The organism is Streptomyces sp. NPDC026301, from assembly GCF_055567935.1.
Genome location: NZ_JBVHPN010000007.1, coordinates 329,475 through 344,651, shown reverse-complemented (window position 1 = coordinate 344,651; position 15,177 = coordinate 329,475). Strand labels below are relative to the sequence as shown.

The 15,177-nt window shown below is 71.4% G+C and carries 10 protein-coding genes; 7 read left to right on the top strand and 3 right to left on the bottom strand.

The features are described 5' to 3' along the window. Positions 1-46: 46 nt before the first annotated feature. Positions 47-2,569 (bottom strand): Pls/PosA family non-ribosomal peptide synthetase, encoded by a 2,523-nt coding sequence (locus tag ACZ4MH_RS15055; RefSeq protein ID WP_467754520.1) that lies wholly within the window; start codon positions 2,567-2,569, stop codon positions 47-49. Between the two features lie 449 nt (positions 2,570-3,018). On the opposite strand from ACZ4MH_RS15055, the gene ACZ4MH_RS15050 reads away from it, so the two are divergent. After that, positions 3,019-3,192 (top strand): hypothetical protein, encoded by a 174-nt coding sequence (locus ACZ4MH_RS15050; RefSeq protein ID WP_351592146.1) that lies wholly within the window; start codon positions 3,019-3,021, stop codon positions 3,190-3,192. Between the two features lie 427 nt (positions 3,193-3,619). Here the strand turns inward: ACZ4MH_RS15050 and ACZ4MH_RS15045 are convergent, their stop codons facing one another. Continuing rightward, on the bottom strand, positions 3,620-4,615 hold the full coding sequence (locus ACZ4MH_RS15045) for an alpha/beta fold hydrolase (protein ID WP_351592143.1): 996 nt from the start codon (positions 4,613-4,615) through the stop codon (positions 3,620-3,622). A 593-nt stretch (positions 4,616-5,208) separates the two neighbouring features. Between ACZ4MH_RS15045 and ACZ4MH_RS15040 the strand changes: the two genes are divergently transcribed. The 6 genes from ACZ4MH_RS15040 (at position 5,209) to ACZ4MH_RS15015 (ending at position 14,060) form a co-directional block, all read left to right on the top strand. Beyond that, positions 5,209-6,606, top strand: a complete 1,398-nt coding sequence (locus tag ACZ4MH_RS15040; RefSeq protein ID WP_351594265.1) for a tetratricopeptide repeat protein — start codon at positions 5,209-5,211, stop codon at positions 6,604-6,606. Between the two features lie 750 nt (positions 6,607-7,356). Next, on the top strand, positions 7,357-8,253 hold the full coding sequence (locus ACZ4MH_RS15035; RefSeq protein ID WP_351594268.1) for a 2-dehydropantoate 2-reductase N-terminal domain-containing protein: 897 nt from the start codon (positions 7,357-7,359) through the stop codon (positions 8,251-8,253). Between the two features lie 81 nt (positions 8,254-8,334). Beyond that, positions 8,335-9,567, top strand: coding sequence for a glycosyltransferase (locus ACZ4MH_RS15030; RefSeq protein WP_351594271.1), 1,233 nt, complete (start codon positions 8,335-8,337; stop codon positions 9,565-9,567). Beyond that, on the top strand, positions 9,564-11,369 hold the full coding sequence (locus tag ACZ4MH_RS15025) for a right-handed parallel beta-helix repeat-containing protein (protein ID WP_351594274.1): 1,806 nt from the start codon (positions 9,564-9,566) through the stop codon (positions 11,367-11,369). Before ACZ4MH_RS15030 ends, ACZ4MH_RS15025 begins: the two co-directional genes overlap by 4 nt. Positions 11,370-11,442: 73 nt before the next feature. Beyond that, positions 11,443-13,122, top strand: a complete 1,680-nt coding sequence (locus ACZ4MH_RS15020) for a right-handed parallel beta-helix repeat-containing protein (protein ID WP_351594277.1) — start codon at positions 11,443-11,445, stop codon at positions 13,120-13,122. A 71-nt stretch (positions 13,123-13,193) separates the two neighbouring features. After that, entirely contained in the window at positions 13,194-14,060 is an 867-nt protein-coding gene (locus ACZ4MH_RS15015; RefSeq protein ID WP_351594280.1) for a polysaccharide lyase, read from the top strand. A 16-nt stretch (positions 14,061-14,076) separates the two neighbouring features. Here ACZ4MH_RS15015 and ACZ4MH_RS15010 read toward each other — a convergent pair whose 3' ends face one another. Continuing rightward, positions 14,077-15,093 carry a LacI family DNA-binding transcriptional regulator gene (locus ACZ4MH_RS15010; protein WP_351594379.1) on the bottom strand — a complete coding sequence of 339 codons (1,017 nt, stop codon included), beginning with the start codon at positions 15,091-15,093 and terminating at the stop codon, positions 14,077-14,079. Between the last annotated feature and the right edge of the window lie 84 nt (positions 15,094-15,177).

Below are 15,177 nucleotides of genomic sequence, written 5' to 3'. Positions count from 1 at the left end.
GGCGCACCGCGGTGCGCGTCGTCCGGCGGGTGCGGTGGTCGCTGCCTCATGCGGTCCGGTGGGGCGCCCGGTGCGTCTCGGCGGCCGGGTTTCCCGCCCATCGTGCGTGCTGCGGGATCTCCTCGCCCTTCATCAGGAAGGAGTCGGCGGCCAGCACCGCGCCGTCGCCCATCGTCACGCCGTAGTGGACCAGTGCGCCGATGCCCAGCGTGCAGCCGGCGCCGATCGTGATGTGGTCGGATTTGAAGGTGCCGTCCTCCTGCGAGTGGCACTGGATCTTGCTCCCCGTGTTGAGCGTGGCGTCGTCGCCGATGCTGGTGAGGGTGCGTTCCGTTATGTAGCAGCCGTCGTCGAAGACCCGCCGGCCCAGCCGCACGCCCATCAGCCGCCAGAGCAGGTTCTTGAACGGGGTGCCGTTGAACACGTTGAAGTGGGTGTCGGGCACCTTCCACAGGCGCTCGTGCCACCAGAAGTACGGCTCGTAGATGGAGCACAGCTGCGGCAGCAGCGGGCGGAAGCGCAGGATGGCCCGCTCCAGCAGGCCGAAGTAGACGGTGGTGAAAGCGATGCTGAGCGCCATGTACGCCGCGATCAGCAACTGCTCGGCCACGCCGTACAGTTCGACGGCCGCGACGGCGAACACGGTGAGGACGAAGACGTGCACCCAGCGCAGCAGCAGGAAGATGCCCATCGTGGTGATGTTGTGCCGGTTCTTCATCCCGAGGCGCCGGCGGAACTCGTCGCCGGTACGGAAGTGGTCGAAGCGGGTGTCGCGCTCGACGGTGCGCGGGATCTCGAAGCTCGGCGAGCCGAGCAGGCCCACCCCTTCGCGGATCTCGCCGTCGAGCGGGACCATCACCTTCGTCGCCAGCAGGCAGTTCTCTCCGGTCCTGCCGCCGGAGGGGTAGGCGATGAAGTTGCCGAGGAAGTTGTGGGCGCCGATCTCCGCCCGGGAGACGCGGAAGGACGTGCTGGAGAAGTCGGCGTTGATGACCGACAGCCCGTCCGCGACCATGGTGCCGCTGCCGACCTTCGCCAGGAACGGTGTCTCGTGCGCGATGCCGGCGCCGAAGTTCGACCCGGTCTGCTCGACGCGGGACAGGTCGTATCCGAGGCAGCGCAGGTAGGGGACGATGTAGGAGCTGTCTCCGAAGAGCCACTTGAAGAACTTGACGTTGGTCATCCGGGCGACGGCCCGGTGCACCGAGTAGTGGAAGCCGTACAGCGGATAGGTCCGGTCCGGCCGGACCAGCAGGCTCAGCAGGCGCGGGACGGTGAAGAGCCAGATCATGCCCAGGAAGGTGAAGCCGAAGAACACCACGACGGAGATGACCAGCGCGTCGAGGTACAGCTCCGCCGAGGTGAGGCCCTCCGTGCCCGGCCCCAGCCACTTGCCCAGCGCGGGGACCTCCGTCAGCAGCATGTACATGGCGCCGACGGCCAGCGGCGTGTAGATCAAGCAGACCTGGACCAGGGTGAGGAAGCCGTAACCGAAGCGGCGCAGCGTGCCGCAGTCCGCCGGCGCGACCCGTACGTAGTCCAGCTCGGTCCGCTGCGCGGGCGAGCCGTGCCAGTGCTGCCCGGCCGGCACCGCCTCGCCGCTCTGCAGCGCGGAGGCATGGCCGAGCTGGGCACCGTCGCCCATCGAGGTCTTGATGTCCAGGACGGTCCGCTCGCCGATGTACACGTCGCGGCCGAGGGTGACGGGGCCGGTCTGGATGCGTCCGGCGTGCGCGCGGTAGCAGAGGAAGAACGCCTCCTTGCGGATCACCGTGCCGGCGCCGATGGTCAGCAGGTCGGTGCAGACGGGCACGGAGTGCGAGAGGATCGTGACGTTCTTCCCGATGCGCGCGCCGAGGGCCCGCAGGTACAGCACGAACAGCGGGTTGCCCACGAAGAGGCTCATCGGGTTGGCGTGCAGCAGTACTTTGACGGTCCAGAAACGCAGATAGCCCAGGCTCCAGACGGGGAATTCGCAGGTCTTCCAGCGGCCGACGAGAATCCATTTGGCCGCCACCGGGAAAAGGCACAGGCCGAGGAATCCGGCGCTGCCGAAAAGGGCCGACCGCAAGTAGATGTCGGCCAGTCCCGAGCCGGCGGAGACCCAGGTGTAGCCGCGGACGGTGACCAGTCCGGCGAGGTAGGAGTAGCCGAGGAAGATCAGCAGCTGGAGCGTGCCGCACAGTACGTACCGCGGCGTGCTGCCGGCCGGGGCCGGGTCCTCGGGGACCGCCGGCGCCCGCTCTTCGGTGGCGGTGGGCGGGACGGCCGGCAGGGCCGTGGCCAGGCTGCGGATGGTCGGGTGGCGGTAGATGTCCTTCATGGAGACCGACGGCAGGTCGCCGCGCTTCCTGACCCGCGCGCAGAACTGCGCCATGACCAGGGAGTTCGCGCCGAGGTCGTCGAAGAAGTGGCTGTCGACCGGCACCCGCTCGGCGCTCACCAGGCCGGCCAGCACCTCGGCGAGGATGCGCTCGGTGCCGGTCGCCTCCGGCGCGGTATTCCCATGATTAATTGTTGAAGATTCAACCAGATCCGCTGTCGAAATCTCGACAGGTTTTCCCACCACGTGAGCTCCTTGTAAGTCAATGTCGTCAGCGGTGCGCGAATTCAATGCATTCGCCTGTGCGGTGGGGGGACTGGTGCGAATCCGTACGCGGCGAGCCGGAATCGGGGCGGGGCGCTGGGCCCGGACAGCTCTGCCGCCAGTACGGCGGAATCATCGACGCCCTCGGCGGCCGGCTCCCCGGACAGGAGAGGAAATGGCCGCGAGGCACGGAGAGAAGGGGCGGACGACCGGCGCCCGCCGCGAAGGCGTGCGCTGCTCGGGTTCCGGTGCGGTCGTGCTGATCGCTCTCGCCGTCGTCCTCGGCGTGGCCCGGATCCTCTGTGGGGCGGGGATCCTCGGTGCGGTGACCGCGGCCCGGCACGGTGTCCAGGCCCTGCGCTGTGTCCGGGTCGACGGCCCGGCCGGTGAAGCCGGCCTTCAGGGCGGCCCGGTCAAGGTATCCGCACATCGTGAGTCGTCTGCTGCGCGCCGGGTCGAACCGGCGCGTGCGGCGGCTCTCCGCGGCCCGCCCGAAGGGCGCGAAAGCGGTCACCCGGCGCGACGAGACACGGCGCGGCAGCACGGTCACCGTGCACGCCCCCGCGGCGCGCACGGCCGGAGCCGGCCTGTCGTACGGCGAGTGATCCTGGAATTCCCCCCGTTCCCCGTGAGCGCCCGGGCCCCCCGACCCGGACACTTCCCCCCTACCAACCAGCCTGTCGTAACCCTGCATCGACGTCATGAGCACGGCTCCCCCTCGAGACGCGCATAGGTGGTGACAGCAGGTTAAGCACGCCCGGACCCGGGAACCATCCGGTGGCCGAACTCGGCGTGAAGCGGTTCACCCACAGGTGTTTGTGCAGGTAGCAGGAGAGAACAACGGAACCGAGCGGCCTCACACGCCACGTCCCGGAGGGGCGGGCGCGCACTGAATGAGCACGCGCCCGCGCGCGCCCTCCGCTGTCAACACCGGAGTGCGCCCCACCGCCCGCCGTCGCGAGTGCCGCGAGGGACGGCGGGCGCGTCCCGTTGCTGAATCCCTCGGTCCGCGGCCGCACACGGGTGTGTGATTTAGCCGACTCCGACTTCGGTGGAACGGAGCCAGTCGATGAGGAGTCGGTTCACCTCGTCGGCGCGCTCCTGCTGGATCCAGTGGCCGCAGCCCTCCAGGAGATGGCAGGAGACCAGGCCGGGAAGGGTGGTGGGGTACGCCTCGATGGCCTCGCGCATCCACGTGGTGGAGGCGTCGAGGGTGCCGCCGAGGAAGAGCGAGGGCTGGGTGACCGGAGCGCCGTCCCAGGAGGCGAGGTCCGCCCAGTCCCGGTCGACGTTGCGATAGCGGTTGAGCGCGCCGGTCATGCCGGTCCGCTCGAACTCCCCCGCGTACACATCGAGATCGGCCTCGGTGAGCCAGGACGGCAGGACGCCGACGGGGAAACGGTCGCGGAGCCGGCCGCCTTGGGGCACGAAGAAGAGGCTGCCCTCGCCGCCCCGCGGCATCGTGTCGGCCGAGAGCCCGGCGTAGAACCCGGCCAGCCAGCCGCGGACGTCCGGTTCGATCTCGGCCTCCGCCCGGCCGGGCTCCTGGAAGTAGCCGACGTAGAACTCCTCGTCGCCGCCGAGCGCCGCGAACGCCTCGGTCGGCCGGGGCCCGCCCCGAGGCGCGTACGGCACGCTCAGCAGCCCGACGGCCGTGACGAGGTCCGGCCGGAGCAGCGCGGTGTGGGCGGCGATGGGCGAGCCCCAGTCGTGGCCCACGACGACCGCGCTCCCGGCGCCGAGGGCCTCGATGACGGCGGCGGTGTCCTCGACGTGGTCCAGCATCCGGTACGCGTCGACCGCGGCGGGCGCGGAGGAGCGGCCGTATCCGCGGACGTCGACGGCCACCGCGCGGAAGCCGGCCGCGGCGAGCGCCGGGAGCTGGTGGCGCCAGGAGTACCAGGACTCCGGGAAGCCGTGGACGAAGAGGACCAGGGGGCCGGTGCCCTGCTCCACGAGATGGATACGGCCGCCGGGCGTGCGGACCAGGCGGTGCTGCGGTGTCGGTACGGGAGTGGGCTGCGGCATGTCTCCTCCTGAGGCGGTGGCGGGCGCGGTCCCGCTTTCCGTGATCAGCGGTTCCCGCTCTCCGTGATCATCGGACGGCCGCGCGGCGGGTGCGAGCTTTCTTGCCGGTCCGGCAAAGAGGTGGCCGGGCGGCACCGCCCGCACGGGTTCCGCCCGCGCTCGGGGTGACGGGACCGGCGGGCCCCGGTGCCCGGTTCCGGCCGCTTCCGCGGCGATGCGGGCCCATGCACCTCCCGGGATGTCCGGTGACTGCCGCGGCGGTTGGGCCGCGTGGGCACAGGCAGGTGCCGCGCGGCGGGCCGGGCCCCCGCTTTCCGGCCCCGGCCCCGCTGACCGAATCGCCTCGGACCGGCCCGGGAACGGCCCGGCCGGCGGGCGGCCGCGGCAGCCGTGCGCGTGCTGGTGGCGGCGCGGCCGCGGCGTCCGCGCGCGGACCGGCGGCGGACGGCCGGTGTCCGGATCGTGTCCGAGCAGGGGCGGTGGTCGTTGGCCTGGTACGGGTGGTGGCCCCCGGGGACCGGATTCCGCTCCCGGCGGCCGCCGGTCGTCCACCATCGCTGAGGGCAGGCGGACCGGCTACGCAGGAGGGACCTATGACAGCGGACCGGCACGGGCACCGGATGAGCCACACCGGCGCCGATGCGCTCGTCCACTACGAACGGGCCCTGGACCACCTGGTGTTCTTCCGGCCCGAGGTGGTCGGGGCGACCCGGTCAGCGCTGGCGGCGGCACCGCGGTCGGTGATGGCGCAGGTGCTGGCCGCGTACCTCGGCGTGCTGGGTACGGAGGAGAAGGACGCGGCCGCGGCCCGGGAGACCTTCCTCCGCTTCCGCTCCGGTCTGGACGAGGACCCCCTCACGCCCCGGGAGCGGATGCATCTCGCCGCCGCCGGCGCCTGGCTGGACGGGGACCTGCACCGCGCCGGCCGCCTGCTCGGTGACCTCACCGTCGCCCATCCACGCGATGTGCTGGCGCTCTTCGCCGGGCACCAGCACGACTTCCTCACCGGGGACGCCCAGCGCCTGCGCGACCGCGTCGGCGGGGCGCTGGGCGCCTGGGAGGCGGACGACCCGCACCGCGGCCCGCTGCTGGGCATGTACGCGTTCGGCCTGGAGGAGTCGGGCCACTACGAGCGCGCGGAGGAGGCGGGCCTCGAAGCGCTCGCGCGCCATCCGGGCGACGTGTGGGCGATCCACGGCGTCGTGCACAGCTACGAGATGCGGGGCCGCAGCACGGACGGGATGCGCTTCCTCGACGCCCGCACCGACCACTGGGCGGACGGCACCCTGCTCACCGTGCACAACTGGTGGCACTACGCCCTGTACGCACTGGAGTTGGGCGACGCGGCACGGGTACTGGAGATCTACGACGCGGCGCTGCACCACGAGGAGTCGGCGGGCGTCGCCATGGAACTGCTGGACGCCGCCGCCCTGTTGTGGCGGCTGTACCTGGCGGGCGAGGAGCAGAGCGCGCGGTGGGCGCGGCTCGCCGACGCGTGGGAGCGCCGCGACGACGGCGCGCACTACGCCTTCAACGACGCGCACGCGGTCATGGCGTACGTGGGTGCCGGCCGCATCGGCCTGGCCGAGCGGCTGGTGGCGGACCGGCAGCGGTGGCTGGCCGGGGCCGCGCCGGCCGTCGCCAACCGCGCGATGACCGCCGACATCGGGCTGCCGGTGTGCCGGGCGCTGATCGCGTACGGGCGGCAGGAGTACGGCCGCGCCGCCGACCTGCTGCTGCCGGTGCGGCACCGGCTGCACCGCTTCGGCGGCAGTCACGCGCAGCGCGACGCCGTGCAGCGCACGCTGGTCGAGGCGGCGCTGCGCGCGGGCCGTACGGAGCTGGCGCGCACGCTGCTGAGCGAGCGCATTCAGCTGCGCCCCGTCTGCCCGTACAACTGGTCGGCGCAGGCCCGGCTGGAGGAGCAGCTCGGCGATCCGGCGCGGGCCGCGGCGGCGCGCGAGAAGGCCGCGGCCCAGGCGGCGTTCTGAAGGACGGCCCGCCGTGACGGTTCCGGCCAGCGGAGTGCAACGCGCCGCCACGCACCGCGCTGGACCCGCCGCGCGGCCCCGCCGCCCAGGTCAGCGCGGCGCGGCCCTGCTCCGTCGCGCGCTGCCGAGGGGGCGGCAGGGACGGGCGTGACGGGCGCTCCGAACTGCGTCGCGGAATACGCATTTCCGCGCGTCTGATTACCGGTCCCGCCGCTCTCGACGATTCGGACAACCTGCTGAATTCGATGGCTTGGGCACGCAGTCCACGAAAACGCTTGTCATGCCCCGGTGCCCGCATCGAGGCCACGGCGTACGCCCGGCTCACCGGCCGGAGTTCCGGCCTGCCGGTTTCCCGCTCCGATCAGCGCTTTTCTGCAGGATATCGATGCCTTCCGGCCCGTACCGGAGCCGGGCATACGGAATTCAGGATTCACGGCAATTTCCTGCCCTATCAGTAAGTCGGCTTCTGTACTGTCCGTCCCGATGAGTGCAGAGTGCGACTCAGCGCTCACATCGTCACGCAGTCGTACAGGCGCCGTCCGGCGGAGGATGCATACATGCTGATCAGGCAGGGGGGCCTGACGCACCCGGCAGCACTGTCCCGTCCGAGCTCACCGGAACGCGCGGGCCCGCCCCGCGCGCCATTGCTCCGACGGCCGTGACATCGGATCGGTTCCCTCCGGGCCGCACCCTTTTCGCTACCACTTTCGCGTCGCGTCCAGGACGCACATCCACCAGGAGGACAGCACCATGGCACGTATTTTCATCGTGGGTTCCGGCGTCGTCGGGACGGCCACCGGTAAGGGCTTTTTACACGCCGGCCACGAGGTGACCTTCATCGACATCTCGCACCAGCGGCTCGAATACCTGCGCTCGCAGGATCTGGACGCGCGTGACGTGCTCGATCTGCGAAATGAACCGGACGCCTTCATTTTCCTCACGCTGCCCACGCCCAACGTCGGGCACCGCTACGACCTGACCGCCTTCGAGGACGGTACCGCGTCGGTGGGCGCGGCCCTGGCCGAAGCCACCGGCCACCACGTCGTGGTCGTCCGCTCCACCGTGCCGCCGGGCACCACCGAGGGTCTCGTCCAGACCCTGCTGGAGAAGCACTCGGGCAAGTCGGTCGGCGAGGGCTTCTCGCTGGCCGGCAACCCCGAATTCCTGCGCGCCGCCACGGCGTTGGAGGACTTCCGGCACCCGTGGATGACGGTGATCGCCTCCCGCAGCAACCGGACGGTGGAGCGGCTGACCGCGCTGCTGGCGCCGTTCGGCGGGGAGCTGCGCACCTTCTCCAACCCGGCGGCGGCCGAGCTGGTCAAGTGCGCCCACAACATCTACAACGCCACGAAGATCAGCTTCTGGAACGAGATGTGGCTGGTGAGCCAGACCCTCGGGCTGGACCTCGATCCCATCGCGCAGACCGTGGCCCGGTCCGCCGAGGGCTCGTACAACCCGCTCTACGGCATCCGCGGGGGAGCGCCGTACGGCGGGGTGTGCCTGCCCAAGGACACTCAGGGATTCCTCGGCCTCGCCGCGTCGCTGAGCCTGGACATGCCGCTGCTCAAGGCCGTGGTCCAGGTCAACGACACGCTGGCCGAGCGGACCGACCGGGAAGCGGACGAGCTGACCGCCGAACTGGCCTGACGGTCCCCGCCGAACTCCTCCCTCAGAGCTTCGCCTCCCCCCTTGCCCGGCCTCGGCTCACCCGTCATCGAGAACGGAACCATGAGTGCCCTACTAGACACCACGCTCTACGACTTCCGGTACTACCTGGTCTACCTGCCGTTGGGCATCCTGGGCCTGGTGCGCTGGAGCTGCTGGCTCGTGCGCCGCGCGCCGGCCGCCCTGTACCGCCCGGTGCGCAACGACTTCCGGCTGCCGCTGAGCATCGTCGTCCCGGTGTACCAGGAAGATCCCGACATCTTCGCGCACGCGATCGAATCCTGGCTGGCCAACGACGTCGAGGAGGTCGTCCTCGTCATCGACGTCACCGACGACGCGTGCCAGAAGGTCGCGGCCCGCTATCCCGTGACCGTCGTCATCACCGACGTCCCCGGCAAACGCGACGCGCTGCGCCGCGGCTGGGAGGCGTGCAGCACCGACCTGGTCGCGCTGGTGGACTCCGACACCATCTGGGCGGACGACGTGGCCGCCGAGGTGTGCAAGCCGTTCGCCGACCCCAAGGTCGGCGGCGTCGGCACCCGCCAGAACGTCTACAACCCGCGGGGTTTCCTGCAGCGGGTCAACGACATGTACCTGGACTACCGGTACTTCGACGAGAACGCGGCCCAGACCGCCGTGGGCCGCGCCGTCTCCTGCCTCTCCGGCCGGACCGCGGTCTACCGCCGGGAGCTGCTGCTGGAGATATCCGACGAGTTCATGACCGAGACGTTCATGGGCGTGCCGTGCATGTCCGGCGACGACAAGCGGCTGACCACACTGACCCTGGCGCGCGGCCACCGTACGTACATGCAGCGCTCGGCGCGGGTCTGGTCGACCTTCCCCGGCACCCTGCGGATCTTCATGAAGCAGCGGCTGCGCTGGTCCCGCAACACCTGGAGATCAGACCTCAGAGCGCTGTCGTCCCGCTGGATCCGGCGCCATCCGTTCCTCGCCTTCACCATGGCCGACAAGGCGGTGAGCAGCTTCACGCTGCTGTTCGCGCCGGTCTTCATGACCTGGGCGATCGTGCGGCAGGACTGGTTCTTCGTGGCCTGCCTGGCCGCCTGGTGGTGGATCAGCCGGGCGATGAAGATGCTTCCGCACCTGGTGCGCAGGCCGTCGTCGTTCTTCCTCGTCCCCGGCTTCGTGCTGGTGTCGTTCCTGATGGCCGGGGTGAAGATCTGTGCCCTGCTGACCATCCGCAGGCAGCGCTGGCTGACCCGGCAGGTGTCCGTCGTCAACGGTGTCGCGGTGCGGACCTCGCCGCAGGCCGCAGGTTCGGAGGCAGGCGCATGACATACGTACACCGTTGTGGGGCGGCCGCGGCCGCCCTCTCGGCCGTCCTGGCCCTCGGCGTCCAGACTGCGCCGGCGGCGGCCGCCGACCTGCCCGAGGACGTCGCCGCATGGCAGCGCACCGGGGAGCCGGACCGGCTGATGGTGCTGCGGCCGCGCAGCGTGAGCCTGCTCAGCCACGGCGTCGTCGTGCGCCGGCTGTATCCGGGGACGCCGTCCGTCTCGCTGGGCTGGCTGGCCGCCAACGCGGGCCGGGAGTGGATCGGTTCCGAGCCCGGCCGGCCGTCCACCGTCCGCATCCGTACCGCGATGCTGCTCGCTCCCGACACCATCCTGCGCATCGACGACCGAACGAAGAAGGTCCTGCTCACCGCGGGGCGGACGGCCAGGTCGGGCACGTGGATCAGCGGCAGCCGGGCCGCCCTGGACGTCGACAGCACCACGCTGGCCTCGGTCGCGGAGGACGGCTCCAGCCCCGCGCCCGCGAGCGCGCTCGGACGCCCGTACCTCTCGATGGGCGCGGGCGGCCGGATGGACTTCCGCAACGCCACCGTCAGCGGGTTCGGCCGGGTCGGCGAGTCCGCGACCGCCGACCAGTCGGGCGTCACCTGGGCCCGTGGCAGTACGGGATCCGCGACCGGTACGACGTTCGAGGACAACTACACCGGGCTGCGGCTGGCCGGCTCCAAGGACGTCACGCTGAAAAACGTCACGGCCACCGGGGCCGCCGAGGACGGCATCGTACTCAAGGGCGACCGCGGCACGAAGGCGAGCGGCCTCGCGGCCGAGTCCAACGGCCGTACGGGCATCGCCCTCGGCGGTACCGACAACCGCAGCCTGACCGGCTTGGACACCCGGGACAACGACGGCGCCGGGATCAAGGCCACCCTCCAGCGCGGCCTGCGGCTGACCTCCCCCACCTCCCACTTCGACCAGGGCGGCGGCATCGACCTGACGTCCTGCCGGCAGTGCGTCGTGCACAAGGCCACGGTGGAGAGCTCGTCGCGCGCCGCGGTGCGCGTCTCCGGCGGCAACAGCACCGTCTCCGTACAGGAACCCGAGCTGACGGGGCACAACGGCAGCGAGCCCGGCATCCTGCTGGCCGAGGGCATCGAGGGGGCCACGGTCTCCGGTGGCAGTGTCGGCGGCTTCGACCGCGGCATCGGCATCACCGGCTCGCACGTCCGCATCGACCGCACGGCCCTGACCGGCAACCGCACCGGCATCGCCATCGGCGGCAACGCCGACCGGGTCGCGCTGCACGGCGTACGGGTGGACGGCGGCGAGACCGGCGTGCTGGCCTCCGCCACCACCCGGCACATCACACTGTCCGACGTGCGGGTCAGCGAGGCCAGTCGCAAGGGCCTGGCCTCCAGCTCCCCCGGGCTGCGGGTCACCGGCGGCGCCCTGTCCGGCGGCACCACGGCCGTCGACCTCGGTGCCGCGGCGCGCCTGGAGGACGTGACGATCGGCAGCTCGCACCGCGGCATGCACCTCGCGCAGCACGTCCGTGCCTCCGGGAAGTCCGTGGACGTACTGGCCGAGCGGCAGGGCATCGACGCGGACGCCGGATCGATGCTGGACCTCACCGACTCCCGCGTCCGCGCCCCGGTGGCGCTCGACGGCGACGGCGAGGTCGCCCGGCACGGGAAGACGGAGATCACCCTGCCGCCGTTCCCCTGGCTCGGCTTCGCGGCCCTGGTGGCCCTGGCCCTGGCCGTCGTCCTGCAGACCCTCCATCACGTCCGGCACCGCGGCACCCCACGGGCCAAGGTCGCCGGGCACGTAGAGAACACGGCCTGACGCATCGTCAGCCGTGCTGCCGATACCGGCCGCCGCCCGCAACGGACGGCGGCCGGAGAAGGAGTGGCACACCATGACCGACCGATCATCCGGCGTCACAAGAGCATTGCGCGCGGGCATCGTCCTGCTGTCCGCGGGCACGCTGGTCACCGGCCTGACCGGCGTGCTCGCCCCGCCCGCACAGGCCGCGGCCTGTTCCGGACAGGTGCGGTACGCCTCCAGTACCAACACCCTCTACCTCATGTCCGGCACGTCGTCGCCGTCCGGCATCAGCACGCAGTGCCCGAGCGCTCCCCTGCACCAGGTCGACGGCTCGCCCGGCACCTGGCAGCTGGACGCCAACCTGGTCGTCCAGAACGGCGCCACCCTGGAGCTGCACGGCTCCGCGGCGGGCGGTGACACCGACACCCTGCGGCTCAACAGCCCGGCGGGCGGCGGGCCCACCGAGGTCGCCTCCATCACCGCGCAGTACGGCACGATCGACATCGACCGCGCCGAGATCACCTCCTGGGACGAGAAGGCGAACGGCCCGGACAAGGACACCTCGGCCGGCACCGGAGAGCGCGGACGGGCCTTCATACGGGCGCTGTCCTACCTCGACACCGACGGCACGCCCCGCCAGTCCACGATGAACATCTACCACAGCGACATCGGGTACCTCGGCTACTACGCGGCCGAGAGCTACGGCGTGGCGTACAAGGCCCGCGGCTGCGACATCGACCACCAGGACGTCTGCGACCGGCTGGACGTGCTCGGCGACCAGATCGGCAGCCGCTTCCACCACAACTACATGGGCACCTACACCTTCGGCGCCTACGGGATGACGTTCGACCGCAACGAGTACGACCACAACGTGGCGTACGGGCTCGACCCGCACGACGACTCGGACCACCTGACGATCACCAACAACCACGCGCACGACAACGGCAATCACGGGATCATCTGCTCCCAGCGGTGCGACCACCTGGAGATCGTCGGCAACGAGAGCGACCACAACGGCATCCCGCCCTACCTGCCGCCGGGCGACGAGGACGCGTCGGACAACCAGGTGCACGGCATCATGCTGCACCGCGGCGTCACCGACTCCGTCGTGCGCGACAACAACGTGCACGACCAGCCCAACGGCGCGGGCATCGCGGTCTTCGACAGCAGTGACGACGTCATCGAGAACAACACCGTCACGCGCGCGAAGTTCGGGCTGCGCTACAGCGTCGGTTCGCAGGACATCACCATGACGAACAACACCGTCACGGACAGCGGGCAGTACGCCGTCTACACGTACCAGGGCTCGGACAAGCCCGTGTACACCAACGACACCGGCAGGCCGGCCCGGCTGAAGTTCACCGGCAACACCTTCGACGGCAGCGGGAGCAACGTCCTCAAGCTCGGGCAGAGCGACAACCTGACGTTCAGCGGGAACACCTTCACCGGCACGTTGGCCTCCGGCGCGCTGACCCAGCAGACCGCGGGGACCACCTTCGACCGGAACACCGCGCCGTCCGGGCTGACGTACACCGTCAAGGGTTCGCCCGGGTCGATCGCCTTCCGCGACCAGAACCCGGTCAAGGTGCAGCTGGACTCGGCCAGTTCGGCGGCCTTCACCGCAACTGGCCTGAAATCGGGCGCTTCGTACAAGCTCACCGCAGACGGCCGTACCGTGGCCACCGGCAAGGCGGACTCGAAGGGCACCCTGACCCTGCGCGCCAAGGAGGCGAGCAGCTCGGCGGTGACCTACCGGATCGCCGCCGCCTGACAGCAGGCCGTCCCGCCGCCCGTGCGGCGGGGCGGCCGATGCCCCCGAGCCAGGACAGGAGCACCCGGCCCATGGACCGTCGGACGTTCGTCGCCGCGGGAGCGGCCTCGCTGGCCGCCCTCCTCGCCTCGTGCTCCGGCTCCGACGAGAAACCCCCGCCGCCGCGGGAAACGGACGACCCCTCCCCCGGCTCGTCCCTGGACTGGGACACCGCCGCGGTGGCCCGGTTCTTCGGTTCCCGGCTCAGGCCGCGCGAGGACGGCTCCTTCGGCCTGTCCCGCGCCGCGCTGCGGCACCATCCGCTGTACGGGCCCGTGCTGCGGGTGCGTTATCCGGCCCGCTCGGCCAGCCCCACCGTCGCCCGCCGCTACGGCCGCCCGGAAGGCGGCGCGCAGCTGTACCTGCCGCTGCGCTCCGGCCCGACCGACGCCCTCCATCTGCGCTACTACCTGCGTTTCCCCAAGGGTTTCGACTTCGTCAAGGGCGGCAAGCTGCCCGGCCTGTACGGCGGTTCGGTGACCGGCGGCCGGCACATCCCCGACGGCGAGAACGGCCTGTCCACGCGGTACATGTGGCGGCGCAAGGGCCGGGGCGAGGTGTACGCGTACCTGCCGACCTCCGTGGAGCACGGCACCTCGCTCGGCCGCGGCAAGTGGAAGTGGCCGGTCGGCCGCTGGACCTGCGTGGAGCAGTCCGTACGGCTCAACACGCCGGGCGAGGACGACGGTTCGGTGGAGGTGTTCCTCGACGGCCGGCGGGTGCTGCGCAAGGACGACCTGGAGTTCCGGACCACGAAGAAACTGCAGATCGAGGGCGTGTTCTTCTCGACCTTCTTCGGCGGCTCGGACCCGAGCTGGGCGACGCCGGACGCGGATTACGCGGACTTCGCGGCGTTCGCCGTCTCGCACGAGCGCATCGGTCCGATACGGCGCGACTGACCCGTCACCTGGCTTCTCAGGACGACTCGCGGACCACCAGCTCCGTCGGCAGCGTGAGCCGCTGCCGGGGTGCCGCGGGGTCGGCGATCTCGCGCAGCAGGACGCGGGCGATCGTGGTGCCCAGCTCCTCGACGGGCTGCCGGACGGTCGTCAGGGGCGGGTGGGTGTGCCGGGCGAGGAAGGAGTCGTCGAAGCCGACGACCGCCACGTCCTCGGGGACGCGCCGCCCGCGGGCGCGCAGCTCGCTCAGTGCGCCCACCGCCATCACGTCGGAGGCCACGAAGAGGGCGTCCAGGTCCGGGACGCGGTCCAGGAGCGTGCGCACGGCGGCCCGCCCGCCCTCCTCGGTGAAGTCCGCGCGGGCCACGAGCCGTTCCTCGGGCCGCGCGCCGGCCGCGCGCAGGGCGTCCTGCCAGCCCTGGAGCCGGCCGCGGCCGACGTCCATGTCCATCGGTCCGGTGACCGTCGCGATCCTGGTGCGGCCGCGCTCCAGCAGGTGCCGTACGGCCGCGTGGGCGCCGCCCGCGTTGTCGGCGCAGACGTGGCTGAGCGACTCCTCGGGCGAGCGGCGGCCGGCGAGCACGGTGGGCAGGCCCATCTCCTCCAGCAGCGCGGGCAGCGGGTCGTGCTCGTGCACGGAGGCCAGCAGGACGCCGTCCACCCGCCGCTCCGCGACGGACGCGGTGAGCCGGTCGCGCTCGCCCTGGTCGCGGACGAGGATCAGCTGGAGCTGGGTCCGGGTGTCGGCGAGGCCGGTGCTCACGCCGCGGATCACGGCCGCGAAGTACGGCTCGGCACCGAGCCGGGACTCCGATTCGGGGATGACCAGGGCGATGGAGTTGGTCCTGCTGGTGACGAGGCCGCGGGCGACGGAGTTCGGTACGTAGTTCAGCTCGGCTATGGCGGCCAGGACGGCGGCCCTGGCCTCGTCGCTGACGAGCGTCGAGCCGTTGATGACGCGTGAGACCGTGGTGCGGCCGACGCCGGCGCGTGCCGCCACGGTTTTTATCGTCGGCCGCTGTCCGCCCGCCATCGCGCCACCCCCGCCGTGTCCCGTCCCCGCCCCGTTCACCAGCGCATTGTGCCAGACCTCCGGCGCGCTCCGTACAGCCTTCGG